Genomic DNA, 26,175 nt, shown 5'->3' with positions numbered 1-26,175 from the left:
ACGAATAATGAAATCAGTAAAAGTAGCAACAATCGCATTGTTGGTCGGTGGCGTATTAGGTTTTGGTGTGAATCATTTTCTAATGAATCAGGCAAATGATATGTCTTCAATGGCTGCTTCTAGCGGGACAAATACAACATCAAGCTTAAGCGATGAACCCTTGTATTGGGTAGCACCGATGGATCCAAACTATCAGCGCGACAAGCCGGGTAAATCTCCGATGGGCATGGACCTGATTCCTGTGTATGCCGATGACTTAAGTGGTGGTTCAGACAAAGCTGGCACTGTATTTATTGATCCGTCAGTCGAGAATAATCTCGGCGTTAAAACAGCAAAGGTTGAGTTGGAAGCTTTGTCGCCACGCATTGAAACTGTCGGTTACGTGGCGTTCGATGAAAGTACATTGTGGCAAACCAACGTCCGCGCTGCGGGGTGGGTGGAGAAGTTGTATATCAATGCGGTTGGTGAGAAGGTAAACAAAGGCGATGTACTGTTCACGCTTTATTCTCCTGAACTTGTTAAGGCACAAGAAGAGCTGCTGAGTGCATACAAAACGGGTCGCAAAGGATTGATAAAAGGATCGACTGAACGCTTGGTGACCTTGGGCGTCGATAAAGCGCAGATTCGCGCGATTACTCGTCAAGGCAAGGCTTCACAAACCATTGAAATCAAAGCGCCTGCAGATGGCGTCATTGCAAGCCTCAATATTCGTGAGGGTGGTTATCTTTCGCCGGCTCAAGCAGTTATCAGTGCAGGGCCTTTAGATGAAGTTTGGGTTGATGCCGAAGTGTTTGAACGCCAAGCACACTGGATCTCGTCGGGCAGCAATGCAGAGATGACTCTCGATGCGATTCCGGGCAAAGAGTGGCAAGGTAATGTGGATTACGTATATCCGATTCTTGACCCTAAAACACGAACCTTACGCGTTCGTTTGAAGTTCTCTAATCCTAATGGTGAGCTCAAACCTAACATGTTCGCCAATATTGCACTGAAACCAATTAGTGACGACCAAGTTCTTACCATTCCTCGAGCTTCGGTTATCCATTCCGGTGGCATGACTCGTGTTGTGCTGTCTGAAGGTGACGGTAAATACCGTTCGGCACGCGTTGAGGTAGGGCGTGAAGCGGGTGACAAGATTGAGGTGTTAGGAGGGCTCACGCAAGACGAACGCATTGTCACTTCAGCGCATTTCATGCTGGATTCTGAATCTAGCCAATCAGCGGATCTGTCACGCATCAATGGTGTGGAAGAGCAAGCAGACACGGCTTGGGCAAAAGGTGAAATTGCCGATGTAATGCAAGATCGTCGAATGGCAACCATCAATCACCAACCTGTTCCTGAGTGGGATTGGCCGGGCATGGTCATGAACTTTACCTTCACAGAAGGCTTGGACGTTAGCCAACTCAAACGCGGACAAGTGGTTGATTTTGAGATGATGAAAACAGAATCAGGTCAATACGAAGTGGTTGATTACAAAGTCAGCGAACATCAAATGGCTGGTAAAGTGTGGGTGCAGGGCGACATTACTATGTTGATGGCAGATTTTGGCATGATCACAATAAACCACAAACCAGTGCCAGAATGGGATTGGAAAGCAGGCGAAATGAATTTCCAAGCCAGTGATGAACTTGATTTATCGGAGTTCACCGAGGGTCAAACCATTCGGTTTCTAGTGGCGAAACAGGGTTCAGATTATGTGCTCAAATCCATAGAAGCGGGTGAGGGCAAACTATGATCAATGCAATCATTCGCTGGTCCATCAGTAACCGATTTTTAGTTCTGGTCGCGACCGTAGCTATTGTGTTTGGTGGATTATACAGCGTTAAAAATACGCCTGTTGATGCGATTCCTGATCTGTCTGATGTTCAGGTAATCATTAAAACCAGCTACCCGGGTCAAGCTCCTCAGGTAGTTGAAGATCAAGTGACCTATCCGCTCACCACTGCGATGTTAGCCGTACCTGGAGCCGAAACGGTTCGTGGATACTCGTTCTTTGGCGATTCCTACGTCTATATCATCTTCAATGATGACACTGATATGTACTGGGCGCGTTCTCGTGTGTTGGAATACCTGAGCCAAGTTGCACCTAACTTGCCTTCGAGTGCTAAGCCGACACTAGGGCCAGATGCAACCGGTGTGGGCTGGGTTTACAGCTACGTATTGCAAGATAAAACCGGTCAGCACGACTTGGCTGAGCTTCGAAGCCTGCAAGACTGGTTCTTGAAGTATGAATTGCAAACTGTCGATGGCGTTTCTGAAGTCGCGACTGTCGGTGGCATGGTGAAGCAGTATCAAGTGCAGATCGATCCTGCTAAATTACGTGCTTATGACCTAACGCTTCAGCAAGTCAACAAGGCGATCCAAGATGGCAACCAAGAAACGGGTGCTTCAGTGGTTGAGATTGCTGAAGCGGAGCACATGGTTCGCACAACGGGTTACCTGACAAGCATTGAAGACATTCAATCACTGCCACTAAAAGTAACCGACAAAGGCACACCGCTGTTATTGGGTGATATTGCTGATATTAACCTTGGCCCGCAGATGCGCCGTGGTATCTCTGAGCTCAATGGTGAAGGTGAAGCGGTTGGTGGCGTTATCGTGATGCGCTTTGGTGAAAATGCCAGTGAAGTAATTGATTCTGTTAAGAGTAAACTCGCAGATCTGCAAGCGGGATTACCAGACGGTGTCGAAATTGTCGCGACTTATGACCGTTCAACCTTGATTGATTCTGCGGTAGAAAACCTATGGAAGAAGTTGGCAGAAGAGTTCTTCGTGGTTGCGATTGTGTGTGCGCTGTTCCTATTCCATATTCGTTCATCATTGGTTATCGCGCTGAGTTTGCCTGTTGGTATCTTAGGTGCGTTTATCGTGATGCATTGGCAGGGTATTAACGCCAATATCATGTCACTCGGCGGTATCGCGATTGCGATTGGTGCCATGGTCGATGGGGCTATCGTAATGATAGAGAACGTTCACAAACACATTGAGCGAACGCCTCTAACCGATAAGAACCGTTGGCAAGTCATTGGTAAAGCGGCAGAAGAGGTGGGTGCTCCGCTGTTCTTCTCGCTGATTATCATTACCTTAAGCTTTGTTCCTGTATTCGCATTAGAAGGCCAAGAGGGCAAGATGTTCTCGCCACTCGCGTTTACCAAAACATATGCAATGGCGGCGGCTGCAGGCTTGGCTATCACGCTTGTTCCTGTGCTAATGGGTTACTTCATTCGCGGTAACGTGTTACCTGAACACAAAAACCCAGTGAACCGCAGTTTAGTCGCGATGTATAAGCCATTGCTCAACCTAAGCCTCAAGTATCCAAAAGTGATGATTGTGATTGCATTGGGTTTGATGGCTTCTGCGTATTACCCAACCATTAAGCTTGGTAGTGAGTTCATTCCTCCTTTGGATGAAGGTGACTTGATGTACATGCCGACTACTTATCCGGGGATCTCGATAGGTAAGGCGCGTGAATTGCTGCAGCAAACCAACAAGCTGATCAAAACCATTCCAGAGGTTGAAACCACATGGGGCAAGATTGGACGTGCGGAAACGGCAACCGATCCTGCACCACTGACCATGATTGAAACGGTTATTCAGCTTAACCCTCGAAGTGAATGGCGTGACGGTGTCACTACAGAGTCATTACGCAAAGAGTTCGATGATCTGATTCAGTTTCCGGGTTTGACTAACGCGTGGGTCATGCCAATCAAGACCCGGATCGACATGCTAGCGACCGGTATTAAAACGCCAATCGGAATCAAAATCGCTGGCCCAGAGCTGAGTGTTATTGAGGATATTGGTTCTCAGCTTGAGCCAATCTTAAATGGTGTTAGCGGTACCGCTTCTGTGTATGCCGAACGTGTGGCTGGTGGTCGTTATGTCACGATAGATATCAAACGTCGCTCTGCTGCTCGTTATGGGTTGAGTGTCAAAGAAGTGCAGCAGGTTATCTCAACTGCAGTGGGTGGGATGAATGTCGGTGAAACCGTTGAAGGGCTGGAGCGCTATCCAATCAACGTCCGCTACCCGCAAGATTACCGTGATTCTGTCGTCAAGCTGCAGAACCTACCGTTAGTAACACCAAACGGTGCTCGTATCGCTTTGTCTGATGTTGCGAATATTCGTTACGAAGATGGTCCACCGATGATCAAAACAGAGAATGCACGTCCTAACGGTTGGGTATTCGTGGATATTGATGGTCGTGACCTTGGTTCTTATGTGGCAGAAGCACAACAAGTGGTTGCTGAGCAAATCGTACTGCCTGCGGGTTACTCACTTGCGTGGTCTGGTCAATACGAATACATGGAACGCGCCAAAGATCGCCTAAGTGTGGTAGTGCCAATCACCATCGCCATCATTATGTTGCTGTTGTACTTGAGCTTCCGCCGTGTTGGTGAAGTGATGATGATCATGCTGACATTGCCGTTAGCCATGGTTGGTGGTTTGTGGCTAATGCATTACCTCAACTACAACTTCTCCATTGCGGTTGGTGTTGGCTTCATCGCGCTAGCGGGCGTTGCGGTAGAGATTGGGGTAATCATGTTGGTGTACCTCAACCAAGCGTGGCACTTCAAAAAGCTTGATGCCGAACAGAACCAGAAAATACTCCAACAAACCGATCTCACTGATGCCATTCGTGAAGGGGCAGGGCTTCGTGTGCGTCCAGTCATGATGACAGTGCTTACCGTAATCATTGGATTAATCCCAATCATGTACGGAGAAGGTACAGGCTCAGAAGTGATGCAACGAATCGCCGCGCCAATGATTGGGGGAATGGCGTCTGCGCTACTGCTCACTCTATTGGTGCTTCCTGCGATCTTCAAGCTGTGGAAGCAGCGTGAGATCACTCAGATCCAAAGCCGAGACAAGTAAATAACGTACTGATTATAAAAGCCCTTGCTTGCGAAATGGGAGTAGGTAAGGGCGCACCACATAAACATGTGAAACCAACAAAAATAGAATCAATTTAAGGAAAGACCATGAAAAAAACACTAATTACTATCGCCCTAACAATCACCGCTTCAACAGCGTTTGCTGCAATGGATCATTCAGTTGGTGACCATTCAAATATGGACCATTCAGGTATGAATCACTCGATGATGAAGAGCGGAGAAATGGATCATTCAATGATGATGGACATGGAAGGTATGTCGGAAGTGGGTATGCCAGCTCAAGGCGCTAAACCCGATAAAGTGGTTCATGTTCTACTGAGTGATGACATGAAAATTACGTTTAAGAACAAGGTTGAGATTGAGCCGAATGACGTGGTGCAGTTCGTCGTGATGAACACAGGCAAGATTGATCACGAATTCTCAATTGGTTCTGCCGCAGAGCAACTAGAGCATCGTGAAATGATGAAAAATATGGGCAATCATGCTCATGATTCGGGGAGCACCGTTACGGTTAAACCAGGTAAAGCGAAACAGATGCTTTGGCATTTCCATGGTGATAACAACGTAGAGTTTGCTTGTAATATCCCAGGACATGCAGAAGCGGGTATGGTGAAGTCGTTAACGCTTTAGACGTTAATCAATAGTGTTTTGTTGAATTAGCAACTCAATGAGGGCTAGAAAATTAAAGATAAGTCTTAACTCATACCAATGCGTCAGTTGAGACTTATCTTCTTTTCTCATCACTGTAAAAGAATCGATGTTTCCAGTAGGTGTTGCGCCTCGCCACTTAGATGAGGGAGCTCTGACATGATTCTTTTCAGCTTGTCGTCGATAGACTCCACTTCACTCAAAGAACGAAACGCAAGAATAGCTTGCTCAGGCTCACTGCTCACATAACCTTTCAACGTATTAAGTTGAATTTTGTTCGCGTTTTCGACTTTGGACAGTGCGATATTGATTGTCTCAATATTGATAGTTAACTCATTGCTTTTAAACATTTTTATTGTTTTATGGTTGTTTCCAGTTGAGCGCACATTAACACAACGAAGGATTCGAACATTGACCGAGATTATAAAACTAGAACAATTCTGAGAGACAGTAAGAGTAGTAAAGGGGAAACTAAAGATAATTTAAGTAGTTAGCGTACTACTTCAAAGTATGAAGATTAAGTTCGATCTGAGGGGGCAAACGATGAACTTGAGTTGGAGCGTGCAGCGGGAATCGAACCCGCATCATCAGCTTGGAAGGCTGAGGTAATAGCCATTATACGATGCACGCACACTGTCTTAAGAGTAAGACTGAGGCATTAAGAAGATTTGGAGCGTGCAGCGGGAATCGAACCCGCATCATCAGCTTGGAAGGCTGAGGTAATAGCCATTATACGATGCACGCACATCGTCTTAACGAGTTTGATAATGCCACATCTAACTGAAAACGAAACCTTTTTCTTCCATTTTTATTCTAAGTGCTCGCATAACCACCACTCCGCTAGTTTTTCAATCACGTCTGGTGTTTTGTGGTTGCATAAAGTGTGACTAAACTCTCGTTAGCGCTCTGTGCTTAAATGTTATGACTACCGCTAGCTTTGGATGAACTTTAACCTTGCTTTATAAACCGCCGCATTGTTTGGTCTTTGTTCTGTATTTGCCCTGAATTTTATGAATAATCTCGTTAACACACGCGGTTTTTTTGAGCAGACCTAACGGTCTGTTTATAACAATATGGATGCATATATTTAACTTGTGAACAATTCTTATTATTCATAGGTTTAATCCTAAATGAGTAGAGTCATTCGTACTTTTGAGTGTTCGGAGAAAAAAGTGACGAATCTAGTTGATAAATTACGCAAAAACCTCGTCATTCCGTCTATCGTCTGGTACATTTGCCGCACATTTTGTTTCCCCTAAAATACCCATGCCGTCTCAGTACCGAATTAACAAAATTGTTGAAATTGGCGATACACTTCACCGCAGTGGTTGTGCTCCTTATAAGCTTGAAAAATACACACAATATTATGCGAAAAAGCATGGTGTAGACGTAATGATTCAGGCAACACCGACCGCGATTAATTATCAATTTCCAGACGATAACAATGCCGTTATTCTCAAACGTCTAAAGCCAGCTTCAATCAACCTGAGTTTGTTGGCAAATACCATTATTCGTATCAATCAACCAAGCAGTGAACCGGTCCCAGAGCCGGTTGGTTATTCTAAATGGATTACTGCACTGGCGAATATGGGGATTCCACCTGCCTATCTGATGTTGGTCGGTAGTACTTTGGAAGCGGTAGGCTTTTCTGCGTTACTTGGCTTGATGGTTTGGGTATGTCAGCAAGTTCTCCATTCACGCCGCGCGATTGCGGTTGAATTCATCTCTGCACTATTAACCGGTATTGCTGTGGCATTTTTGGCAAGCACAGGGCTACCGATCCCGGTCTGGGCGCTGTGTATTGCCTCGATCGTTTTGTTTGTCCCCGGGTTATCCATAGCCAACGCACTAGAGTGTTTGGCCTTTAACGATTTAGTCTCTGGTACCAGCTTGCTAGGGCAGAGTGCCTTAACACTGATAAAGCTGTTCGTTGGCATCATCATGGGGCTGAACATTGGTGAAGCAGTATGGGGGCAAGCGGTATCCATTGATTACACCAATGCCGTGCCGACTTGGATGCATATTTCCGGATTGGTGCTGATTTCTGTCTCTATCGGTGTGATGTTTAATGCGCGCCCAACCGATATTCTATTAGGCTTGCCAGTTGCGGTTCTCGGTATGTGGGGACCATTCTATCTAGGTTTTGATAGTGGCTGGGTAGTTGGCACTTGGGTAACGACAGTATTGATCACGCTCTATGGAACTTGGATTGCGAAGAAGATGGATCTAACGGGTTCTATCTATATTGTTCAAGGAATCATTATCTTAGTTCCGGGTAGCCGTGTTCTAGTGAGTGCCAGTCAATCGGTATTTGAGCAGTCTATTTTGCCGATTCCGAGTATTGGTTTATCGGCACTGTTTATGTTCTCGGCGATCGTCGCTGGTCAAATTACGGCGTATTCCATTTACTCGCCTAAAGTTGAACGTTAAGCCGTTTTACTTATCGGAACCTTCTAAACAAACACAGCTCACTGCTGTGTTTGTTCGTTTTGAAGCCGCTCTTTCTTATCACCAACTCATCTTGATGCAATTGATTCGATTTATGCTCGCTAACCATGGCAAGAGTCATTAAGATGACACAAATTCCATTTAAATGAAGTAGTAACGTATGTCTTTACCTCCTTGCCCGCAATGTCAGTCTGAATATGTTTACCCAGACCAAAACAACTTAATCTGCCCTGAGTGCGCTTATGAGTGGAATCCAGAAGAAGAACGTCTGGAAAGAGAAGCTGCGCGAGTGAAAGACGTTAATGGCGTTGTGCTAGAGACTGGCGACAAAGTCACCTTCATCAAAGATTTAAAAGTAAAAGGCAGCTCTAGCGTACTAAAAATTGGTACCAAAGCTGTGATTCGACGCATCAATGAAGGAAAAGATCACCAGCTAGATTGTAAGCTTGATGGTGGCGGTGAAATGTTGGTGACTGCGAAATACGTTAAAAAGCAGTAATCGGGATCTCAAAACGACATGGATATAGTCAAAGCTGATTTATCGCATTCAACAGCCTTTCATCATTATGTGAATGCTTGTGCTGAAGACGGGCTCGATATTTACACGGGCATTTCCGATGGCAGTGATGCCTATTTAAAAAGGCGAATCGCTTATTCTAAAGGTGAAGGCTTGCCAGAAGGTTGGACTCCAGCTTCTACCTATTTTTGTATCGATTGTGGCGAGATCCTTGGTGTGATTCGAGTTCGTCATGGAACGACTGAGTACATCCATGATGTCATCGGACACATCGGCTATGAAACTTTACCTCAAGCTAGAGGGCGAGGTGTTGCTGGCTATATGTTGTCTTGGATACAACATCACGCGTTAACAGAAAGCGCTATCATTACTTGTGAAAGTGGCAATATCGCTTCGAAGAAAGTGATTGAGAAGTGCGGCGGTCGGTTCTTGAGTACATTTTATTCAGAGCAAGACAGACACGAAGTATTGCGATATCAACTAGACCCTAAATGAACCTTATTGAAGTAAGAAGCCCTAGTTACTTATGGAGATATTTTGAAGTATTCAACAAGGCCTGCTCAGTCATCAGATTATGAATTTCTGTTCGAGCTTAAAAAGGCCGCGGAGTTCGAACCGATCAAAGCCGTATTTGGTTGGGATGAACAAGTCCAGCGAGATATACACGCCGAAGAGTGGGAAGAAGAAAGGCCTGAGATTATTGTACTTCAAGGCAAAGCCATCGGCAGTGTGTTACTGCAAGATAAAGGTGACCACTTCTACTTTTGTCGGTTTTTCTTGCTGCCTGAATATCATGGCAAGGGGATTGGAAGCCAAGTTTTGACTGATTGTTTAACTCACGCTTCAAAGCTTAATAAGCCAGTAGAGCTATGTTATCTGCGAGGTAATCGAGTTGGGGAGTTGTATCTCCGATTTGGTTTTGAAATCACCTCGCAAAACGATCAGTTTGTATATATGTGGCGTAAATAGACATCCATTCAAAATGATCACACTGTGTCTGTAACTTGATAGGCACCTGACACCCATCTAACGTAAAATCTTGTAAAGCTCCCTATGCTTGATGACTAAGCGATTACACTTAGAACAGATTGAGCGTAAGGGAGTGTGCAATGAATTATTACCCAACTTCAAAAATCTTGGGTGAACAAAGGTTTGGTTTTGGACCTAGATTGGGACAGGAAACCTATTATTCCCCTTTAGAGCAGTTGGATAAAAAACCATTTGTTCATCAGTCCATTCAAGCTTTACCCACAACCGAATCTATTCTCATAACTATTGGTGAAAATCGTGAACAGCGAAAGAAAGCCAAGGGTGATGAGGAAAAGATGCAAGCAATGAAGAAAGAGGCACAGTCGTTTCTTCGAACTCATTATCGACAACAATCTCAAGCTCGTCATCTACAAAGCGTTGAAACGCCTTATGGTTTTCAAGAGCGCATTGTTCAGTTTTGGAGTAACCACTTTGCAATCTCGGTAGATAATCGAAAATTGATGCCCTTAGCCGCCAGCATTGAAAACGATGTGGTTCGCAAGCATTGGAATGGTAATTTCAGCGACATGTTGATGGCTTCTTCAAAACATCCAGCCATGCTTTTGTATCTTGATAATCAACTCTCCATTGGACCTAACTCAAAAGTTGGTAAGCGCCGTGATAAGGGGCTCAATGAAAACCTAGCCCGTGAAATTCTAGAACTTCATACTCTAGGCGTTGATAGCGCCTATAACCAACAGGATGTGATTGCTTTGGCTAAGGCGATTTCGGGTTGGGGAATTAAATTCCAATCCCCAAACGCTGGTTTTCGATTTGCTAATAACCTCCATGAACCAGGCAGTATTACTTTACTTGGAAAATCCTACTCCCAGTCAGGTGTCTCACAAGGGGAGTCGTGTTTACAAACCTTAGCTACCCACAAAGACACTGCCAAACATTTGGTTGATAAGCTTTGCCTGCATTTTATTGGTGACACACCTAAAGCTCTCTCAAAACAGATGGTTGCTGCATACTTAAAAGGTAATGGTGACTTGCTGCCTGTTTACCGCTTGTTGCTGAGCAGCGAGCAGGCGAGTGAGCCTAATCCTAATCGATTTAGACCTCCGAAAGAGTGGCTATTTGCGGTACTTCGCAGCGCCGACATTCCACTTAATGATAAGCAAGTACTGAATACTCTCAACACACTCGGCCAACCACCTTTTAAGCCGGGTTCACCGGCAGGATGGTCGGATCAAGACAGAGACTACAACAGCCCTTCGGCATTAACCCAACGTATGCAAGTCGCTAATAGGCTAGCCTCAATCACGATTAAGTCGGCTAAGGCGTCTGGTATAAAACCAAAGGCAGTCGTGGATAACGTTATCGCAGCTTTATACGGCGATGCGATTGATGAACACACCCAAATTGTATTGAGCAAAGCTGACAGTGCTGCAATGCAACTTTCCCTGTTGTGGTTAAGCCCACAGTTTCAATATCGTTAGGAGTGGGTATGAAAAAGACAAACGCTTCGCAGAATATTAAGTCGTATAGTCATGAGCCACACGATCTCAGCCTGAAAAGTATTAATCGCCGCCAATTTATGGGCATGGCCGCAGCTGTTGGTGTGAGTGCTATGTTGCCATTACCAAGCTTTGCCAAAACACGTTCAGACAATATCTTTGTTTGGATATCACTGCGTGGCGCGATGGATGGGTTAAACGTTGTGGTACCTCATGCTGATCCTGAATACGCAAATCTAAGACCGAATATCGGTTTGAAGCCCGATCAGCTATTGAAGCTAGACAGTTTCTTTGGGTTACACCCTTCGCTTAAAAGTTGTCATCAATGGTATGAAAATAAAGAACTTAGCTTTGTTCATGCTTGCTCAACGGCTTATCGTGAGCGTTCTCATTTTGATGGACAAAAGATATTAGAAAACGGCACTTCCGACCCTTTTAATACCAAGGGGTGGCTTAACCGTTTATTAAGCCTTAGCTCAGAGAAATACGATGGAATCGCGATTGATTCCGGCCTACCGCTCATCATGCAGGGTGAATCTACCGTGGCAAGTTGGTATCCAAACCGCTTAAAAACACGTGACAAACAAACAGAGCTACTTGAAGAACTCTTCCAAAGTGACCAAATGCTGTCTGCCAACTTTGAACGCGTCATGAAAATCGATGAGCTGGTGGGTGACCAAGGCGTTGGCAAACAATTCAAGTCATTGATGAGTAAAACGGGCGACATCTTATCTGCTGAAAATGGGCCAAACATTGCAGCATTAGAATTAGGTGGTTGGGACACGCATGCCAATCAAGGCAACGTTAACGGTAGGTTGAGTAATCAACTTAAAACTCTGGATTCAGGGTTAGCGGCACTTAAGGCATCGTTAGGGTCACGCTGGAATAATACGGTGATCATCGCGGCCAGTGAGTTTGGTCGAACAGCTAAGGAAAACGGCACAAAAGGCACCGATCATGGCACTGGTAACGTTATGCTGGTTGCTGGTGGTGCGATGGCTAATAAGGCTTCAAACATATCGAGTTCTAGCACATCAAGTGGGCAAGTTATCGCCAGCTGGCCGGGATTAAGCCAAGAGAATCTGTATCAAGGGCGAGACCTCAAACCAACCATCGACATGCGAGGTGTAATCAAAGGCGTGTTGAACCAGCATCTGTCGCTAGAAGAAAAGCAACTCAACACCATCTTCCCTGATAGTGAAATGGTAAAGCCACTTCAAATGATATGAAGTGGCTTTGAATTTTAGATTATCGTCTTAGGGGCATAGTTTTGCATGTGGTTTAAGACTTAACCGCCAATAATGCCCCGAATGTTAAAAGGCCAAATCCACACGCTTGATTGAGCCTTTTCTTGGCTTTCAACAAGTGTTTTTGGAGCGTATTTGAAGTAAATAACACTGCAACAATTCCAAACCACAAGCCGTGAAGGACAATCATGTAAAGCCCGTAACCGAGTGCGATATGTTGGTTTTCAGCGTCAGGTGAAATGACCTGGCTGAAGATACTCAAGAAGAACAACATGGTTTTAGGGTTGAGTACGTTACACAAAAAGCCTTGGGCTAAATAATGCCAAACACTGATGCTCTGCGTCGTTCCTTCCATAGGGGCAAGTTTGCTGTCTGCACTTATAATTCCTTTGATCCCTAAGTAAACAAGGTAAGCGGCACCTGCGTATCGAATGATGTCGAAAATCTGTTCATTATGTGAGATTAAGTAACTAATACCCAGCATCGAATAACTGATGTGAACACAAATCGCTAGGCTGACCCCTAATGCTGTCCAAATGCCAGCTTGTCTTCCTTGGTTGACACTGTTCTTCAAAACTAAAACGAAATCAGCACCTGGGCTTATAACAATTAATAGCCCTAACACCGCTAAGCTCAACCATTCCATAAATACTCCAATTCTCTTATTTGATGAGCGGCCATTGTATGGTTTTTATTTGCTACCTATAATCGAAATGAATTCCATTAACCTGTGAGAAATAATCATATATGAGGCATCTTAAAGCATTTCATGTTTTTCATGTCGCCGCGCATTCGATGAGTTACAGCGAAGCGGCAGAAAAGCTCAATATTACCCATGGTGCGGTGAGCAAACAGATCAAGGTTCTGGAAAATCACCTGGCTCATACTCTGTTTTGTAAGCAGGGGCGTAATGTATGTTTGACCAAAGAGGGTGAGTTACTCAAGGGCTACACAGAGCAAGCGTTTCAGGCTTTGGATACAGGCGTAACAAAGCTTAACCAACTGAAAAACCACGCGCTCGAGGTGTCGTGTGAACCAACATTAACCATGCGTTGGTTGATGCCTCGTTTAGGCGATTTTTACGCTGAGTCAGGTATTGATGTTCGTTTGTCGACTGCTGGTGGGCCTGTGAACTTGAATGCGACAGGACTCGATATGGCGATTCGCCGAGATGACTTTAAATTAACCGAGCGTTACGAACAGATACCGCTAGTTGAAGAGTGGGTAGGCCCTGTGTGTTCCCCGGGTTATTGGCAGCAGGTAAAAGATAACTTAGATGATGTGAAATTACTGCATAGCAGTACACGACCAGATGCTTGGAGTCATTGGAGTGCTATCACTAAAGATAAAGTTAATGGTGGAGAGTGGTCAAAAGCTCCAGCGAACCAAACATTTGCACACTTCTACTTTTGCTTTCAGGCGGCTGTCGATGGGTTAGGCATAGCGCTTGGGTCTTATCCACTTGTCGCCGACGATCTTGAAAGAGGTAACTTGATCGCGCCGTTTGGCTTCGTACCTTCTGGTCACCAGTACATATTGCTCACGCAAGATAGCAATCAGGATGAGTCAGGCAATTCATTCGTAGCTTGGTTGAAGAGCGAGTTATCGCAGTGTGTTCCAGTTATTAAAAACAAATAGATTCTTTACGTCAGAAGCTAATTCCCCCTTGATGCAGAGTGTTTCGCAAGCGCATGAGGTGGAACACCAAACGCTTTCTTAAATGCATTGGTGAAGTTAGAAGGGTGCTGATAACCCGCTTCATAGGCTGCTTCAGTGATTGATACCAAGCCTCGTTCTAAGTGTTGTCGCGCGATATCTAGGCGTCTGTGTCGGATATAGCCGTTGATGGTTAGATTGTAAGACTGCTTAAATCGACGCTGAAGGTAGGAGATACTCATCGAGAATTTGCTCGCAATACTTTCTAGGCTGAGCGGTTGATCTAGGTTTATCTCAATGTAGCTGATGATGTCTTCAATCTTGGCATCGAACCCTTTTTCAGCCGAAACTTGGTTATCGTTTTGGTCAAAATCAACGTGTTGATCCGTGCCGTTAGGACGAGTGTGAATGTCCTCAGAGGTACACTTTTGGCAACATTGAATCGGCATCTGCGACAGGGTTTGAGCAAGTAACTGCTGGGTTAACGTCTCTACGACAAGCTTGTCTTGGAAGTTGGCAGGTGTCGCTTGGCTAGTGAGTGTATTGGCGAGTTGAATGATGTCAGCGTTGAACTGCACATCGTAAAAGGCCTTATGCGAATCTAAGAATGATTTACTTGAACAGTGGTCACTTAAACGTGGTGTTACCCATTGTGGCTTAACCAAGATGTTGATCTTATTCATCTTGTTATTTTGAATTAACGAGCGTCTAAAGTTGGCTGGTTTGGCCAAGTTCACTACCACGCCTTGTGGTCCATTGCTGGCATCGAGGTCGAACTCCAAATCGTCGTAGCCAAAGGTGAGTTTTCCTTCTAGAAGGATAGTAATCAAAATAGCGGAGTGGGCCGTAGATACGATATTACTGTCGACCAATTCAATACAGCGGCCACCATGCACAAAAATCTGATCATTGTATTGGTAAGAAAGAAATTTCCCCTCAGCGAGTGAAGTCTGCTTAGTTTGACCTTGTGTCACGATGATCTGCTTTTCAGTCTGTTCTAACTTTTTAGTGAGAGCGACCTTCTTGGTTAACGTAGACTTTTTGGCTATCACATTCGCTTTCGCTACAGTCGTTTCGGCAAGTTTAGTTTGCTCTGACGTTACTTCACCCATTTGACCTTTCCTCATAACAGCTATGCGTTTTCGCATAAGCAAATCATCTGTGCATTTATAAATTACAACTCTACCATACATGCGAATTATTATCATTTACATCTAGGATTGAATTTATGGAAAACCCAGACAGCTCAACAATCAAGCTTTCAACCCTCTGTCTTGCCATAGCCAGTGCGTTTAGTAGCCCTGTGATAGCAGAAGAGAGCACATCGCACTTTGACGAAGTGGTGGTGTGGGGAACAAAAGTATCAAGCAACACTGAATCGATCATTGCCGATGATATGTCACTTAAGCAAGCTGACCATATGTCTGATCTGCTGAGAGAGATTCCGGGTGTTGATGTTGGGGGGACACACTCGGTGAACCAAAGAATCACGATTCGCGGCTTGAGCGAAACGGATCTCGATATTCGACTTGATGGCTCTTCTCAGCACGCCAACATGTTCCACCATATTGGCAACCTCACCCTTAACCCAGACATTTTGAAATCGGCCGATATCCAAGTAGGTAACAACTCAGTTACGCAAAATGGACTCGGTGGCTCTGTGTTGTTTGAAACTAAAGATGCAAAAGACCTGCTTCGTTATGACGAAAGATTCGGAGCTCGTGTCTATGGCGGTTATGCCACTAACGCCAGTCAACAAGGCTCTTTAACTGTGTATGGCTTATTGTCGGATAACGTTGATGCCATGCTCTATAGCCACTACATGAGCCGTGATAACTTTGAAGATGGTGACGGCAATGAGACCTTTGGTTCAGAAGGGGACGTATACAACATTCTTGGTAAGATTGGTTTTGAACCGAGCGACTTGCACCGTTTTGAACTCGCTTATGATCTCTACCGCGATAGCGGCGATTACAGCCCGCGCCCGGATATGTCGGGTGGCGCTAATGAAGGTCTGTCTAACGATATTCTGATCCCAACCGATTACGACCGTGACACCGTCACTGCAAGCTATGAGCTACGTGGCGATACTCATCAAGGTGACGTGACGCTTTACAACACTCAAACTGAAATTAAGCGTGATGAAACTGTTATGGCACCACGCTGGCCTTCGAACCGTTTGTCTAAAAACACGGCAAAGAATCAGAACTTTGGCGTGAATGCTAAGTTCCAATCGGACTATCGTTTGATGTCGTTTGATAATGTTGCGACTTACGGTTTTGATTACATGGACAAGTCATCAAGCAGCTATTACGGCAGCAGTAAGTTTATGGATGAGTCGGCCATTTCTACCGCACTTTTTGTTGAAGACCAGTTCTACTTTACTCAAGCCCTCTCGATCACAGCGGGTATTCGCTTTGATGATTATCAGCGTAAAGCAGAGACAGGAAATGACGATTTCGATGACGTAACTTGGTCTCTAGCGACGCAATGGGATGTGACACAAGATTGGACGCTGTTTGCGAGCACACGTTCGCTATTTAAAGGCCCAGAGTTGATGGAAACCTTTATTGCGTATCAAGATGCCGCATACTTAGCGGACGATATCAAAGCCGAAACGGGGCAGAACACACAGGGTGGCGTTCGTTTCGACAAGCGCATTGATGATCATTTTGTTGGCGCGAACCTAACTATATTCCAAACCAATATTGATGATTACATTGCCGAAGAGTACCAACCTGCAACCCAAAGTTACTTGATCTACAACTTAGGTGATGTGGAGATAAAAGGCTTCGAAGCGAGCTTATCTTACGGCTACGAGATGTTTAACAGCAAACTCTCTTACGCACGTTCTGATACTAAAAACAAAGACACGGGCGGCGCTGTCGCAGGTGGAAATGGTCGTAGTATTGATATGGGCGATAGCATCACTTTAACACTGGACTATCAATCTGAAGCGTTGGAAACGATTTTTGGTTGGAATTCGATGTTTGTTAAGGATGAAGACAACGTATTTGATGGTCAGCCAATCAAAGAAGGCTACGACGTGCATAACCTTTACGCACAATGGGTGCCATCTACCGTGGACGGATTGTCTGTCACCTTTGGGATCGACAACGTGTTTGACGAGCAATATACCTCACACGCATCTCGTTCAGGTACGGCGAGGGGTTTTACCCTCGATGACTATGAACCTGGTCGTAACTACAAGCTTTCTGCCGCGTATCAGTTCTAGGAATGTGTAACGAAATAGGTTCAGTCAGAGTGACAAACCAGCGGTCGTAGGGATCCGCGAAGTTTATAATCCGAAACTGAAGCTATCCGTTTAAGCCATTCGTTGAAGTGAATAGTGAATAGTGAAAAGAAAAGCGCCTTTCGAGCAAGGAATCGAGAGGCGCTTTAGTTTTATTCTTTATTGTGGAAATTACTCAATTGGCAAAGACAATACACCACCATTGAGCTCAACTTGCTTCAGCCATTCTTTCGGAATTGCTCCTTGTTCTTCATAGAAACAAGCCGCTAGTACTGCGCCAATCACAATCGCACGCCCGCAACTATCACCACCACATAAGATGTTATCTCTAATACCTTGTTTAAAGCTTTGAGCGCCTGCAATGATGCGAATCAGCAAGGGGAATGCGGCACTCAATTCACAATGCAATCCAAATTTCTTTGCCGCGTCAGTGATTGAAAGTTGAGGTTCTGCCAATGCTTCATCGATTTGATCGTGTATAAACCTGCTGCAGGTCTGTCTTACCATTTCTACGGATTGCAATGGTGAATTACCTTGTATCGCAGCTTGAATCAGTAGGGTGATGGCTTGTGCCCATTCTACTGCTTTATCGTTGTTATTAGTGACTCGAACCGCGCTTTCAACCATTGCTGGTAAGGTGTGAGACGTATAAGTACAAGCCACTAAAGGGATGATTTTTGAAATTGCAGGCAATTGCGTGTCGTCAGCGCCACACGAAGTAATAGGGGCGTTTGCTAATTCTAATTGATGGATGTTCAGCAAGCTCATGCGCGTCGCTTTATCTATGTAACCTTGCCAACTGCCACCGAAATCAAACCAGAAGCGGAAATGTTTGATGTAACTTGCTTCATCATAGTGTTGATTGTCGACTAGGCTATCGACCATTGCTAATAGTTGAGCACCGTATTGAGATTGGTCGCCTGCGGATTTTCCTTGGTGAGCAAAATAGCCTTTATCTTGATAATCGGATTCGTTTGGCGAACGAAACTCAGGCTCGAAACCCGCTACCTGTATGATCCTCTCTTGATCATATAACCAATGCAGCCCCATAGAGGCAGCGTCCCCAACTAATGCGCCGACAACGGCATAAAATGCTCTTTCTTTATGATTATCCATGTTGGTTTGACCTTTGAGAGAATCCGATGGGATTTAGTATTCAAAGTATAGTGTTTAAATGAAGGGTTTGCTGTGCTTTAGAAGAGAGTTTTGAAACGATTAATCCTGATTGGTCAATGAGTTAAACCAATCAGGAAAAGCTGATGAATATTATAGGCTAAGGGCAAGCAGAGGTTACTGAAGTGCCACTGAAGCAACCGAATGACTAGTGCAAATTAGCGGTTGAGATAAGCACTTGAGCGTTGCTCTATGGTTCTGAAAATGCGCGACAGAGTGAAGCATAACGCGAAGTAAACCGCGCCGACAATCAGCCAGATTTCAAAGATCAAACCGGATGAGTTGGCCATCTCGGTGCCAACGAAGGTCATTTCTTGAATCGAAATCAGAGAGACAATCGATGTATCTTTTACCAACGAAATTGCTTGGCCAGCCAAAGGGGGGGTAATCGCGGTTAATACCTGTGGGCCTACCACGTATCGATATTTTGAGAAGACGGACAAACCAAGTGAGTCCGCAGCTTCCCATTGCCCTTTCGGAATGCTTTCCAAGCCAGCGCGAATCACTTCAGCGATATACGCCGAAGAGAGCAAACCAATACAGATAACGCCAGAAGCTAAGTTTTCCCAAAGGTTGGCAGGGCCAAATAGAAAAGCTTGCAGTTGGTTGATGTCGCCATTGTGTTCACGCAAAAGGGTTTCTAAACCAAGTAAAGGAATCAGTTGGTTAGAGACAAAAAAGTAAAAGATAAACACAAAAACCAGTGGTGGAATATTTCGAACCAATTGGATGAAAAGCAGAGCTGGCGTCTTAAATAGAGCGATTTTAGAGTGTCTTGCGATCCCAAGCAGGGTACCGAAAGATAAGGCCAACACCATACTCCACAAACTTAAACGTAGTGTTGCGACTAGGCCTTGGAAGAAGTAAGGGATGCTACCTTGAGAAGGTGGAATGAAGATCAGCGTGAACGCGTCTTCCCATCGCCACTGATAGTTAATGCCGACAGCAGAGCGATAATAAAGCCAACCTGCAAACGCACAAATGATGACAAACAATACTCCATCTAATAGATTGAGGCGTTGATACCAAGGCTTCATGTGAAGGTTGGGCTTGGGCGTTGATAATGCGCTAGTACTACTCACGTCATTCCTGTTTAAACAATGATTATTAATGTGTTGTGAGAATGGACTATGAATTCATAGCTATCTCGGGTGTATCTTAAAAGGCAGTACCAGCAAGGTACCGCCTTGATTAGTTATTTAGCGTCTAATTAGCCGTCGATTACTGACCTTGAGCAATCTGATCTTGCCAATCTAGAGTAGAGAACCAGTACTCGTAACGTTCTTTCAACCAACCATCTTCAGTACGTGCTTTGATCCACTCGTTGAAGAACTCCGCTTTGTCGGTTTCACCTAGGCGAACAGCGAATGCTTCGTTACCTTTTGATAGACGTTCATCAAATGGAATGAATAGCGTATCAGCGTTCTTGATTGCTTCGTGCTCTGGCTTAGGGCTTGAAGCGATAACCGCGTGTGCATTGCCATTTAGTACTTCTTGGAACGCTTGAGCGTCGTCATCGAACTGAAGTACTTTCGCTTTCGGGAAGGTTTCACGAGCAACTTGAACCGTAAATGCGCCACGACGAGCAGCAATTTTCACTCGGCGAGAGTCGAAATCAGAAATCTTGCTGAAGCCTTCTGCTAGCTCTTTGTTAGCCGCTAGTTGAACACCAGAGTGAGAATATGGTTCAGTGAAAAGAACACTCTTAGCGCGCGCTTCGGTAATCGACATGCCGCCAATGATTACGTCAAACTTGTTCGACAGCAGTGAAGGGATAATGCCATCCCATGCCGTCGGTACAAATTCAACTTTCCAACCTGAATCTTCAGCAAGGCGTTTTGCCACATCGATTTCAAAGCCGACAAGGTCGCCTTGTTTGTTACGCATTGCCCAAGGAACAAAAGTCGACATGCCAACACGTAGGGAACCACGATCGTTGATTTTGTCTAAGTTAGGCGTTTCAGACGCAAGTGCAGGCAAACTTACGGCAAGCGCAAGTAAAGCAGTGATAGCGGTTTTAAATAGCTTCATGCTGATAAATCCTTATTGTGTTCGCCAGTTGGCTCCGAGCTTATGCTCAAGCCAAGCTGCAACGGCAGAAAGTGAAAGTGTAAGTGCAAGATAAATGATCGCCACAGAGAACCAGATCTCAAATGGCATCGCGGTTTCAGAAACAATGTTTCTGGCCTCGGTTGTCAGGTCGAAAATAGCCATGACACTCACAATCGAAGAGTTTTTGATAAGGGAGATCACTTCGTTGGTAAGAGGTGGCAGCGTACGTTGCACCACTTGAGGAAGAATTACATCCCAATAAGTATAGGTCTTTGATAAGCCCAAAGATTGAGCTGCTTCAAATTGTCCTTTAGAAATACTATTTAACCCAGCACGAAATATCTCAGCGGTGTATGCCCCTTGAAAAAGTGCCAAAGCTAAAACAGCTGTGCTAAAGCGATCCAGACCGATTACAGGGCCGAATACAAAATAGAGCAGGTAAATTTGTACCAACAATGGTGTATTACGAATCAATTCCACATAGCTGGTAGCGAGGGTGCGACCAACCACTGAATGGGAGTTTCGCAATAGGGCTGTGGTTAAGCCAATCACCAGTGTTGCAACTAAAGAAATCAGAGAGATATTGATGGTAACGAGTAGTCCTTCCATCAATTCTGCAGGCCACCATTCACCATCTTCATAGAAAGCGATGTAGTCAGGTACTCGATCCCATTGCCAGCTGTATCCCATCGCCTGAGCACCAGAATCGAGGATCCAAACAACGGCTGCCGCAAGCACCACAATTTGTACCAAGGCAGAGTGGGCGGGCTTCACTATCTTCAGCAGCATCAGTAAGTCAGAATCTGATTTAGGAACGCTTGAGTACGTTCGTGTTGAGGATTTTCGAACAGACTTTGTGGTGTATTTGATTCCACGATCTGTCCCTCGTCCATAAAGATGACTCGGTCGGCAACGCGTTTTGCAAAGCCCATTTCGTGTGTCACGCACACCATGGTAATGCCTTCACTTGCCAGTTCGACCATTACATCCAGTACTTCATTGATCATTTCCGGATCAAGAGCAGATGTCGGTTCATCAAATAGTAGTAGTTCTGGCTTCATACAAAGAGAGCGCGCAATTGCCACACGTTGTTGTTGGCCACCTGAAAGCTGAGCCGGGTACTTATTCGCTTGCTCTGCGATGTGTACACACTCGAGATAATGCATGGCGGTTTTCTCTGCTTCTTCTTTGCTTTTTTTGAGCGTGCGAATAGGAGACAGAGTCAGGTTTTCGAGCACAGTAAGATGGGGGAATAAATGGAAGTGCTGAAACACCATTCCAACTTGGCCTGGTGTGTTGAACTTGCAGGGAAGTGACTGTTCTAACACGGAAAGTTCGCCACTTTCGAACGGTTCTAGCTGATTGATACAGCGGATAAGAGTGGATTTACCCGAACCAGATGGTCCGCAAATCACCACAATCTCTCCCTGTTCAATATTAAGATCGATATCCTTTAGGGCATGAAAATCACCATACCACTTGTTAAGTGACTTAAACTTAACCATTTCCTTAAGATTGTTCAAATCGTTGTTCATACCTAGTAAAGAGACAGGTTTACCTTAACAATATAGAAATATGATTGCACATAAAATTAGGAACTTATGAGAATTTAATAGCATCTTGTAGGGCAAATAAAAAGCAGCGCCGAATTAGGACGCTGCTTGAGGGTATACGCAAGGTCAAAGAATTTGGTTCAGTTTCGCTACATAAATTTTTAAATTATCGCGATTTTATTTAAAAACCTGATTTCTTTGCTTTAATTTTAACCATTAATGGATTGCAGACTCTAGAATCTCGCGAGTTTTTTCTAGCGTGATCGCTTGGTTCTCACCAAGTTGTAGGTAGCCGTGTGATTCTAGCTGTGCAACCACATTGTCGATAGCCGTTTCTTTATTCGCCTCGTAGCCATCAAACATGGTTGCTACGTCAAGGCTGTGATAGAAGGCTTCGATAGCGTCGATAGTGCGCTCTGCTAAATCTGCGCCCGCTTCTAGGCCAAATACGTTACGCCCCATCTGCTCTAGCTTAGTGCGTTTCGCTTCAATCTGGTTACGAAGTAGTGAAGGTTGAACAATGGCTAGAGAACGTGCGTGGTCGACATGCCACAATGCCGTGAACTCATGTCCAATCATGTGCGTTGCCCAGTCTTGAGGAACGCCAGTACCGATAAGGCCGTTTAGCGCTTGGTTGGCTGTCCACATTAGGTTTGCACGCCATGCGTCGTTATCACGCTCGTCGTATTGTTTACCCAGTACAAGAAGGTTTTTCAGCAATGTTTCTGCGTAGCCGTCTTGAACCATCGCGTTAGCAGGCATAGTGATGTATTGCTCACAAACGTGAACCCAAGCATCAACCAGACCATTCACCAACTGGCGCTCTGGTAGAGACTTCATTACATCTGGGTCCATAACTGCAAACTTAGGCTGTACCGCAGGGTTTAGGAAAGCCAGCTTCTCTTGAGTCGCTTTACGAGTGATTACTGCGCCCATGTTTGATTCAGAACCTGTAGCCGGAAGCGTCAGTACCGCACCGATTGGCGTTGCTTCGGTGACTTGGTGCTTGCCTGTTAGGATGTCCCAACCGTCACCGTCGTATTTCGCTGCTGCTGCAACGTATTTCGAACCATCGATTACTGAACCACCGCCAACAGCGATAATGAATTCTACGTTTTCCTCTTTAACGATAGCGACTGCTTTGTCTAATGTTTCTTTGGTTGGGTTTGCTTCAACACCAGAAAACTCAATCCAAGCGTGATCTTTAAGAGCTGCGACTACTTGGTCGTAAACACCGTTGCTTTTGATTGAACCGCCACCGTAGATGACAAGCGCTTTCTTTGAAGTATCAACGGCTTGGCTGATAGCGTTGATTTGACCTTGGCCGAAGTGGATAACAGTAGGGTTAACATAGGTAAATTGCATCGTCAGTTCCTTGTGTAAAGCTAAAATTTTTATTTTGTTGTAGTGCTCAATTTCTTTATTTGCATATTAGTACACGGAATTAGGGTGGTGAAGGTCAATTTCTCCAAACTAATTGCCTATTTCTACATAATTGATATTCTCTTTGGGCTTTTGTGCAAACCAACATCACTCTTTGAATGGAACATCGCCTGTTATGAATACACTCGCTCAGTTACTGCAATCTTACGTTGAACTTAAAGGTTGGGATGACCTTGAAGGGATCAGACAAACAGAGATTGAGGGTGTGTGGTTGTATCGCAGTAGTGGTGGGAATCAGCGCCAACCATTCACTTATCAGTCAGGTATCATCATGCTTGGACAGGGTAAAAAGAATATCTACATAGGCGACAGGCCGGTGACTTACGCGGCTGGTGATTACCTTGTGGTGGGGGTGCCAATGCCATTGGAATGTGAAGCGTTACCGGTTGATGGTGAGCCGTTATTGGGTTTGTCGATCAACATAGATTCTCAGCGTTTACATAGCTTAGTGAAAAAGCTCGAAGAGCAAGGTTTTCTGGAGAGTTACTGTAACAAGCACAAACAGAACTCGAGTGGCTTAGAGTCCACTCGAATGGAAACGGCGATGCTAGAGAGTTTCACTAGGTTGGCGAAGACACTGCATTGCGATATTGAAGCCAACATCTTGGGTGATGCAATGGTGACGGAGATTGTTTATCGCGCTTTAACAGGCTCTGAAGGCCGCGTACTGTTTGATTTAGCCCATCATGATGGCCATTACGCACGCGTCGCTAAAGCATTGTCTAAAGTGCATGAAGAGTATGACCAAACCATTACTGTTCAGTCGCTAGCTGACGAAGCAAACATGAGTGTGTCTGCTTTTCATAATGCTTTCCGTAATGTCACTTTCGAGTCACCACTCCAATATTTGAAGAAGGTAAGGCTCAACAAAGCCAAGGAGCTGATCCAGTTAGAAGGTCTGCGAATCAGTGATGCCGCACGCCGAGTCGGCTATTCGAGCCCATCTCAATTCAGCAGAGAATTTAAGCGTCACTTTAATACAACACCAAGAGCTGTATAGTTTTCCCTCCTCGAAAATCTATATTCTGAAACAGGTGGTGTTTTTATTAAATATATTATTAACGTGACCATATTAAACACGTTATTTAAAATAATTACTTAGATAGCCTAAAAATTTATGCATGGATATAAGACCGTAACTTATAAAACTTATCGGTTAAGGGTATTTTAGTGTGAACAAGTTAACAAACACGATCTAAATTTTAAAAGTTACCCATCATATTTCGTGGGAAAGTATTCAATATTGTTGGATATACTTAAAAATAGAGAGAGATGAGTAGTCCTCCAACCTAAGTTACGTGGATAATTAGTCTTTCGATGACTAATTATCCCATAAGTCACTGAATATTAGTTGAGTGATAGTCTGATGCATGTCACGTTCAACCCAAAGTTATTCACCTAACATGGCGCTACTTTAATTATTCATTCCAATACGATTGTTCAATATAAATACGTATTCTTATTCTATTAAAAGGATCACGCCGATGAGTAGCGATATCATTAAAATTTCAAGAAATACTGAAAATGCTCCGCTAAACAATGTATCTACACAAACAGTTGCTTTTTCTCATTATAATAACTTTTCTGCTCAATTACCTATAGACCCTAAAACAGGTGAAATAGTCATCGGTGATATTAAAGATCAAGCAACGCAATGTTTGAATAATATTAAAGCGATTGTTGAAAGCATCGACCATGTAATGGATGATGTGGTGAAAATTAATATCTTCGTTAAGAACATTTCCGATATGGAAGCTATCGATGAAGTTTATAAGGGCTTCTTTAGTAATAGCCTTCCGACACGCACTGTGGTTGGTGTTGCCGCTCTACCAATGAGCGATGCGCTAGTTCAAATGGACGCTCTTATCTCAAATGGTGAAGGTACAACACCACAGGCACCATGTGCGTTAGTTAAGGTATCAAGAAACACGGATAAAGCCCCTCAGAGTGTTTTATCGACTCAGACTGCGGCTTTTTCTCACTACAATAATCTTTCGGCTCAATTACCGATTGATGTGAATACTGGTGAGTTGGTTTCAGGTGGAATCACAGAGCAAACAACTCAATGTTTAGCAAACATTAAAATGATTCTAGAAAGCATTGGCCATGTTATGAATGATGTGGTGAAAACCACGATTTACCTAAATGATATCGAAGATGCAGAAAAGGTAAACGAAGCTTGTGCCAAGTTCTTCCCAAGTTATGTTCCGGCGCGAACGGTTGTACAGGCATCTGAATTACCAATGGGCGCTTTAGTACAAATCGATACCTCGGTTTCACATGGCGATGGCACACCGCCACAACTACCAGAGGATACTTGCTTACTGGTTATTGAAGCAAATAACACTGCTGACGCACCATTCATGCCTTATTCGCACACCGTTGCTTTCTCTCACTACAATCATATTTCAGGTCAACTTCCTGTAGATCCGAAAACCAATGAAGTGGTTGCTGGTAGTATTAAAGAGCAAGCTGAACAGTGTCTTAAAAATATTAAGGCGATCATTGAAAGTGTTGACCATTGCATAGACGATACGGTGAAAATTAATATTCAACTTAAAGATATTTCAGATATTGATGCGGTGAACGAGGTCTATACGACATTCTTTAAGGCTGACTTACCGGCAAGAACGGTGGTTGGGGTTTCTAAGATTCCTATGAATGCTTTAATTCAAATTGATGCCGTCGTTTCTAACTGCGAAGGTACACCTCCACAAGACATTGTTGCTTAAACATCGTTACACACATCGATAACAGCGTTGAAATTTCGGCTCTAGTTCCTAACTTGGAATTAGAGCTGATTC

At 44.4% G+C, this 26,175-nt stretch carries 22 protein-coding genes and 2 tRNA genes; 13 read left to right on the top strand and 11 right to left on the bottom strand.

Annotated elements, in window-relative coordinates:
- Positions 1 to 7 precede the first annotated feature (7 nt).
- From OH460_RS18610 to copI, 3 genes are all read left to right on the top strand, one after another.
- Positions 8 to 1,735, top strand: a complete 1,728-nt coding sequence (locus tag OH460_RS18610; RefSeq protein WP_269999102.1) for an efflux RND transporter periplasmic adaptor subunit — start codon at positions 8 to 10, stop codon at positions 1,733 to 1,735.
- Positions 1,732 to 4,872, top strand: a complete 3,141-nt coding sequence (locus tag OH460_RS18605) for an efflux RND transporter permease subunit (RefSeq protein ID WP_269999101.1) — start codon at positions 1,732 to 1,734, stop codon at positions 4,870 to 4,872. Before OH460_RS18610 ends, OH460_RS18605 begins: the two co-directional genes overlap by 4 nt.
- A 107-nt stretch (positions 4,873 to 4,979) precedes the next feature.
- Positions 4,980 to 5,522 carry a copper-resistant cuproprotein CopI gene (copI, locus tag OH460_RS18600; RefSeq protein ID WP_269999100.1) on the top strand — a complete coding sequence of 181 codons (543 nt, stop codon included), beginning with the start codon at positions 4,980 to 4,982 and terminating at the stop codon, positions 5,520 to 5,522.
- Positions 5,523 to 5,632: 110 nt separating this feature from the next.
- On the opposite strand, the gene OH460_RS18595 is transcribed toward copI, so the two are convergent.
- The 3 genes from OH460_RS18595 to OH460_RS18585 all read right to left on the bottom strand — a co-directional run bounded on the left by OH460_RS18595 (position 5,633) and on the right by OH460_RS18585 (position 6,284).
- Positions 5,633 to 5,890, bottom strand: coding sequence for a hypothetical protein (locus tag OH460_RS18595; protein WP_102422966.1), 258 nt, complete (start codon positions 5,888 to 5,890; stop codon positions 5,633 to 5,635).
- A gap of 205 nt (positions 5,891 to 6,095) precedes the next feature.
- Positions 6,096 to 6,170: transfer RNA gene (locus OH460_RS18590), tRNA-Gly, on the bottom strand.
- Between the two features lie 39 nt (positions 6,171 to 6,209).
- Positions 6,210 to 6,284: transfer RNA gene (locus OH460_RS18585), tRNA-Gly, on the bottom strand.
- A gap of 522 nt (positions 6,285 to 6,806) precedes the next feature.
- Here OH460_RS18585 and OH460_RS18580 point away from each other — a divergent pair.
- The 6 genes from OH460_RS18580 to OH460_RS18555 all read left to right on the top strand — a co-directional run bounded on the left by OH460_RS18580 (position 6,807) and on the right by OH460_RS18555 (position 12,223).
- On the top strand, positions 6,807 to 7,970 hold the full coding sequence (locus OH460_RS18580; RefSeq protein ID WP_105058298.1) for a threonine/serine exporter family protein: 1,164 nt from the start codon (positions 6,807 to 6,809) through the stop codon (positions 7,968 to 7,970).
- 178 nt (positions 7,971 to 8,148) lie between these two features.
- A complete protein-coding gene (locus OH460_RS18575) occupies positions 8,149 to 8,487 on the top strand; it encodes a zinc ribbon domain-containing protein YjdM (RefSeq protein WP_008216181.1) in 339 nt (112 codons plus the stop codon).
- 18 nt (positions 8,488 to 8,505) lie between these two features.
- Positions 8,506 to 9,000, top strand: a complete 495-nt coding sequence (locus OH460_RS18570) for a GNAT family N-acetyltransferase (RefSeq protein ID WP_269999099.1) — start codon at positions 8,506 to 8,508, stop codon at positions 8,998 to 9,000.
- A 42-nt stretch (positions 9,001 to 9,042) separates the two neighbouring features.
- Complete coding sequence (locus OH460_RS18565; RefSeq protein WP_269999098.1) at positions 9,043 to 9,474, top strand: GNAT family N-acetyltransferase; 432 nt, start codon at positions 9,043 to 9,045, stop codon at positions 9,472 to 9,474.
- A gap of 140 nt (positions 9,475 to 9,614) precedes the next feature.
- Positions 9,615 to 10,976: a DUF1800 domain-containing protein gene (locus tag OH460_RS18560; protein ID WP_269999097.1), complete on the top strand. Its 1,362-nt coding sequence runs from the start codon at positions 9,615 to 9,617 to the stop codon at positions 10,974 to 10,976.
- A gap of 8 nt (positions 10,977 to 10,984) precedes the next feature.
- Positions 10,985 to 12,223 carry a DUF1501 domain-containing protein gene (locus OH460_RS18555; RefSeq protein WP_269999096.1) on the top strand — a complete coding sequence of 413 codons (1,239 nt, stop codon included), beginning with the start codon at positions 10,985 to 10,987 and terminating at the stop codon, positions 12,221 to 12,223.
- A gap of 52 nt (positions 12,224 to 12,275) precedes the next feature.
- Here the strand turns inward: OH460_RS18555 and OH460_RS18550 are convergent, their stop codons facing one another.
- Positions 12,276 to 12,887: a LysE family translocator gene (locus OH460_RS18550; protein ID WP_269999095.1), complete on the bottom strand. Its 612-nt coding sequence runs from the start codon at positions 12,885 to 12,887 to the stop codon at positions 12,276 to 12,278.
- A 101-nt stretch (positions 12,888 to 12,988) separates the two neighbouring features.
- On the opposite strand from OH460_RS18550, the gene OH460_RS18545 reads away from it, so the two are divergent.
- Complete coding sequence (locus tag OH460_RS18545; RefSeq protein WP_269999094.1) at positions 12,989 to 13,879, top strand: LysR family transcriptional regulator; 891 nt, start codon at positions 12,989 to 12,991, stop codon at positions 13,877 to 13,879.
- Between the two features lie 17 nt (positions 13,880 to 13,896).
- Here the strand turns inward: OH460_RS18545 and OH460_RS18540 are convergent, their stop codons facing one another.
- The gene (locus tag OH460_RS18540; RefSeq protein ID WP_269999093.1) at positions 13,897 to 15,105 is read right to left on the bottom strand and encodes a helix-turn-helix domain-containing protein; all 1,209 of its coding nucleotides are present in this window, start codon (positions 15,103 to 15,105) and stop codon (positions 13,897 to 13,899) included.
- A 20-nt stretch (positions 15,106 to 15,125) separates the two neighbouring features.
- Between OH460_RS18540 and OH460_RS18535 the strand changes: the two genes are divergently transcribed.
- Entirely contained in the window at positions 15,126 to 17,132 is a 2,007-nt protein-coding gene (locus tag OH460_RS18535) for a TonB-dependent siderophore receptor (protein WP_269999092.1), read from the top strand.
- Between the two features lie 189 nt (positions 17,133 to 17,321).
- On the opposite strand, the gene OH460_RS18530 is transcribed toward OH460_RS18535, so the two are convergent.
- The 6 genes from OH460_RS18530 to OH460_RS18505 all read right to left on the bottom strand — a co-directional run bounded on the left by OH460_RS18530 (position 17,322) and on the right by OH460_RS18505 (position 23,293).
- Positions 17,322 to 18,266 carry an ADP-ribosylglycohydrolase family protein gene (locus OH460_RS18530; protein ID WP_269999091.1) on the bottom strand — a complete coding sequence of 315 codons (945 nt, stop codon included), beginning with the start codon at positions 18,264 to 18,266 and terminating at the stop codon, positions 17,322 to 17,324.
- A 215-nt stretch (positions 18,267 to 18,481) separates the two neighbouring features.
- Positions 18,482 to 19,405 carry an amino acid ABC transporter permease gene (locus OH460_RS18525; protein ID WP_269999090.1) on the bottom strand — a complete coding sequence of 308 codons (924 nt, stop codon included), beginning with the start codon at positions 19,403 to 19,405 and terminating at the stop codon, positions 18,482 to 18,484.
- A 139-nt stretch (positions 19,406 to 19,544) separates the two neighbouring features.
- Positions 19,545 to 20,354 carry a transporter substrate-binding domain-containing protein gene (locus tag OH460_RS18520; RefSeq protein WP_061030815.1) on the bottom strand — a complete coding sequence of 270 codons (810 nt, stop codon included), beginning with the start codon at positions 20,352 to 20,354 and terminating at the stop codon, positions 19,545 to 19,547.
- Between the two features lie 12 nt (positions 20,355 to 20,366).
- The gene (locus OH460_RS18515) at positions 20,367 to 21,164 is read right to left on the bottom strand and encodes an amino acid ABC transporter permease (RefSeq protein WP_269999089.1); all 798 of its coding nucleotides are present in this window, start codon (positions 21,162 to 21,164) and stop codon (positions 20,367 to 20,369) included.
- Positions 21,164 to 21,910: an amino acid ABC transporter ATP-binding protein gene (locus OH460_RS18510; RefSeq protein WP_032553986.1), complete on the bottom strand. Its 747-nt coding sequence runs from the start codon at positions 21,908 to 21,910 to the stop codon at positions 21,164 to 21,166. Before OH460_RS18510 ends, OH460_RS18515 begins: the two co-directional genes overlap by 1 nt.
- 234 nt (positions 21,911 to 22,144) lie before the next feature.
- Positions 22,145 to 23,293, bottom strand: coding sequence for an iron-containing alcohol dehydrogenase (locus tag OH460_RS18505; protein WP_105058288.1), 1,149 nt, complete (start codon positions 23,291 to 23,293; stop codon positions 22,145 to 22,147).
- Between the two features lie 193 nt (positions 23,294 to 23,486).
- Here OH460_RS18505 and OH460_RS18500 point away from each other — a divergent pair, with 193 nt between their 5' ends.
- Positions 23,487 to 24,371: an AraC family transcriptional regulator gene (locus tag OH460_RS18500; protein WP_008216159.1), complete on the top strand. Its 885-nt coding sequence runs from the start codon at positions 23,487 to 23,489 to the stop codon at positions 24,369 to 24,371.
- A gap of 484 nt (positions 24,372 to 24,855) precedes the next feature.
- A complete protein-coding gene (locus OH460_RS18495; protein WP_269999088.1) occupies positions 24,856 to 26,103 on the top strand; it encodes a RidA family protein in 1,248 nt (415 codons plus the stop codon).
- Positions 26,104 to 26,175: the final 72 nt, after the last annotated feature.

The sequence above is a fragment of the Vibrio sp. Makdt genome (assembly GCF_027587015.1).
GTDB classification, from domain to species: Bacteria; Pseudomonadota; Gammaproteobacteria; order Enterobacterales; family Vibrionaceae; genus Vibrio; species Vibrio chagasii_B.
This window is presented reverse-complemented; position numbering and strand designations above follow the sequence as displayed.

What these genes read in the sequence shown, in the direction of transcription:
- OH460_RS18610 (WP_269999102.1), top strand. Translation starts at nt 8, where the DNA reads ATGAAATCAGTAAAAGTAGCAACAATCGCATTGTTGGTCGGTGGCGTA.
- OH460_RS18605 (WP_269999101.1), top strand. Translation starts at nt 1,732, where the DNA reads ATGATCAATGCAATCATTCGCTGGTCCATCAGTAACCGATTTTTAGTT.
- copI (WP_269999100.1), top strand. Translation starts at nt 4,980, where the DNA reads ATGAAAAAAACACTAATTACTATCGCCCTAACAATCACCGCTTCAACA.
- OH460_RS18595 (WP_102422966.1), bottom strand. Translation starts at nt 5,890, where the DNA reads ATGTTTAAAAGCAATGAGTTAACTATCAATATTGAGACAATCAATATC.
- OH460_RS18580 (WP_105058298.1), top strand. Translation starts at nt 6,807, where the DNA reads ATGCCGTCTCAGTACCGAATTAACAAAATTGTTGAAATTGGCGATACA.
- OH460_RS18575 (WP_008216181.1), top strand. Translation starts at nt 8,149, where the DNA reads ATGTCTTTACCTCCTTGCCCGCAATGTCAGTCTGAATATGTTTACCCA.
- OH460_RS18570 (WP_269999099.1), top strand. Translation starts at nt 8,506, where the DNA reads ATGGATATAGTCAAAGCTGATTTATCGCATTCAACAGCCTTTCATCAT.
- OH460_RS18560 (WP_269999097.1), top strand. Translation starts at nt 9,615, where the DNA reads ATGAATTATTACCCAACTTCAAAAATCTTGGGTGAACAAAGGTTTGGT.
- OH460_RS18555 (WP_269999096.1), top strand. Translation starts at nt 10,985, where the DNA reads ATGAAAAAGACAAACGCTTCGCAGAATATTAAGTCGTATAGTCATGAG.
- OH460_RS18550 (WP_269999095.1), bottom strand. Translation starts at nt 12,887, where the DNA reads ATGGAATGGTTGAGCTTAGCGGTGTTAGGGCTATTAATTGTTATAAGC.
- OH460_RS18545 (WP_269999094.1), top strand. Translation starts at nt 12,989, where the DNA reads ATGAGGCATCTTAAAGCATTTCATGTTTTTCATGTCGCCGCGCATTCG.
- OH460_RS18540 (WP_269999093.1), bottom strand. Translation starts at nt 15,105, where the DNA reads ATGATAATAATTCGCATGTATGGTAGAGTTGTAATTTATAAATGCACA.
- OH460_RS18535 (WP_269999092.1), top strand. Translation starts at nt 15,126, where the DNA reads ATGGAAAACCCAGACAGCTCAACAATCAAGCTTTCAACCCTCTGTCTT.
- OH460_RS18530 (WP_269999091.1), bottom strand. Translation starts at nt 18,266, where the DNA reads ATGGATAATCATAAAGAAAGAGCATTTTATGCCGTTGTCGGCGCATTA.
- OH460_RS18520 (WP_061030815.1), bottom strand. Translation starts at nt 20,354, where the DNA reads ATGAAGCTATTTAAAACCGCTATCACTGCTTTACTTGCGCTTGCCGTA.
- OH460_RS18515 (WP_269999089.1), bottom strand. Translation starts at nt 21,164, where the DNA reads ATGCTGCTGAAGATAGTGAAGCCCGCCCACTCTGCCTTGGTACAAATT.
- OH460_RS18510 (WP_032553986.1), bottom strand. Translation starts at nt 21,910, where the DNA reads ATGAACAACGATTTGAACAATCTTAAGGAAATGGTTAAGTTTAAGTCA.
- OH460_RS18505 (WP_105058288.1), bottom strand. Translation starts at nt 23,293, where the DNA reads ATGCAATTTACCTATGTTAACCCTACTGTTATCCACTTCGGCCAAGGT.
- OH460_RS18500 (WP_008216159.1), top strand. Translation starts at nt 23,487, where the DNA reads ATGAATACACTCGCTCAGTTACTGCAATCTTACGTTGAACTTAAAGGT.
- OH460_RS18495 (WP_269999088.1), top strand. Translation starts at nt 24,856, where the DNA reads ATGAGTAGCGATATCATTAAAATTTCAAGAAATACTGAAAATGCTCCG.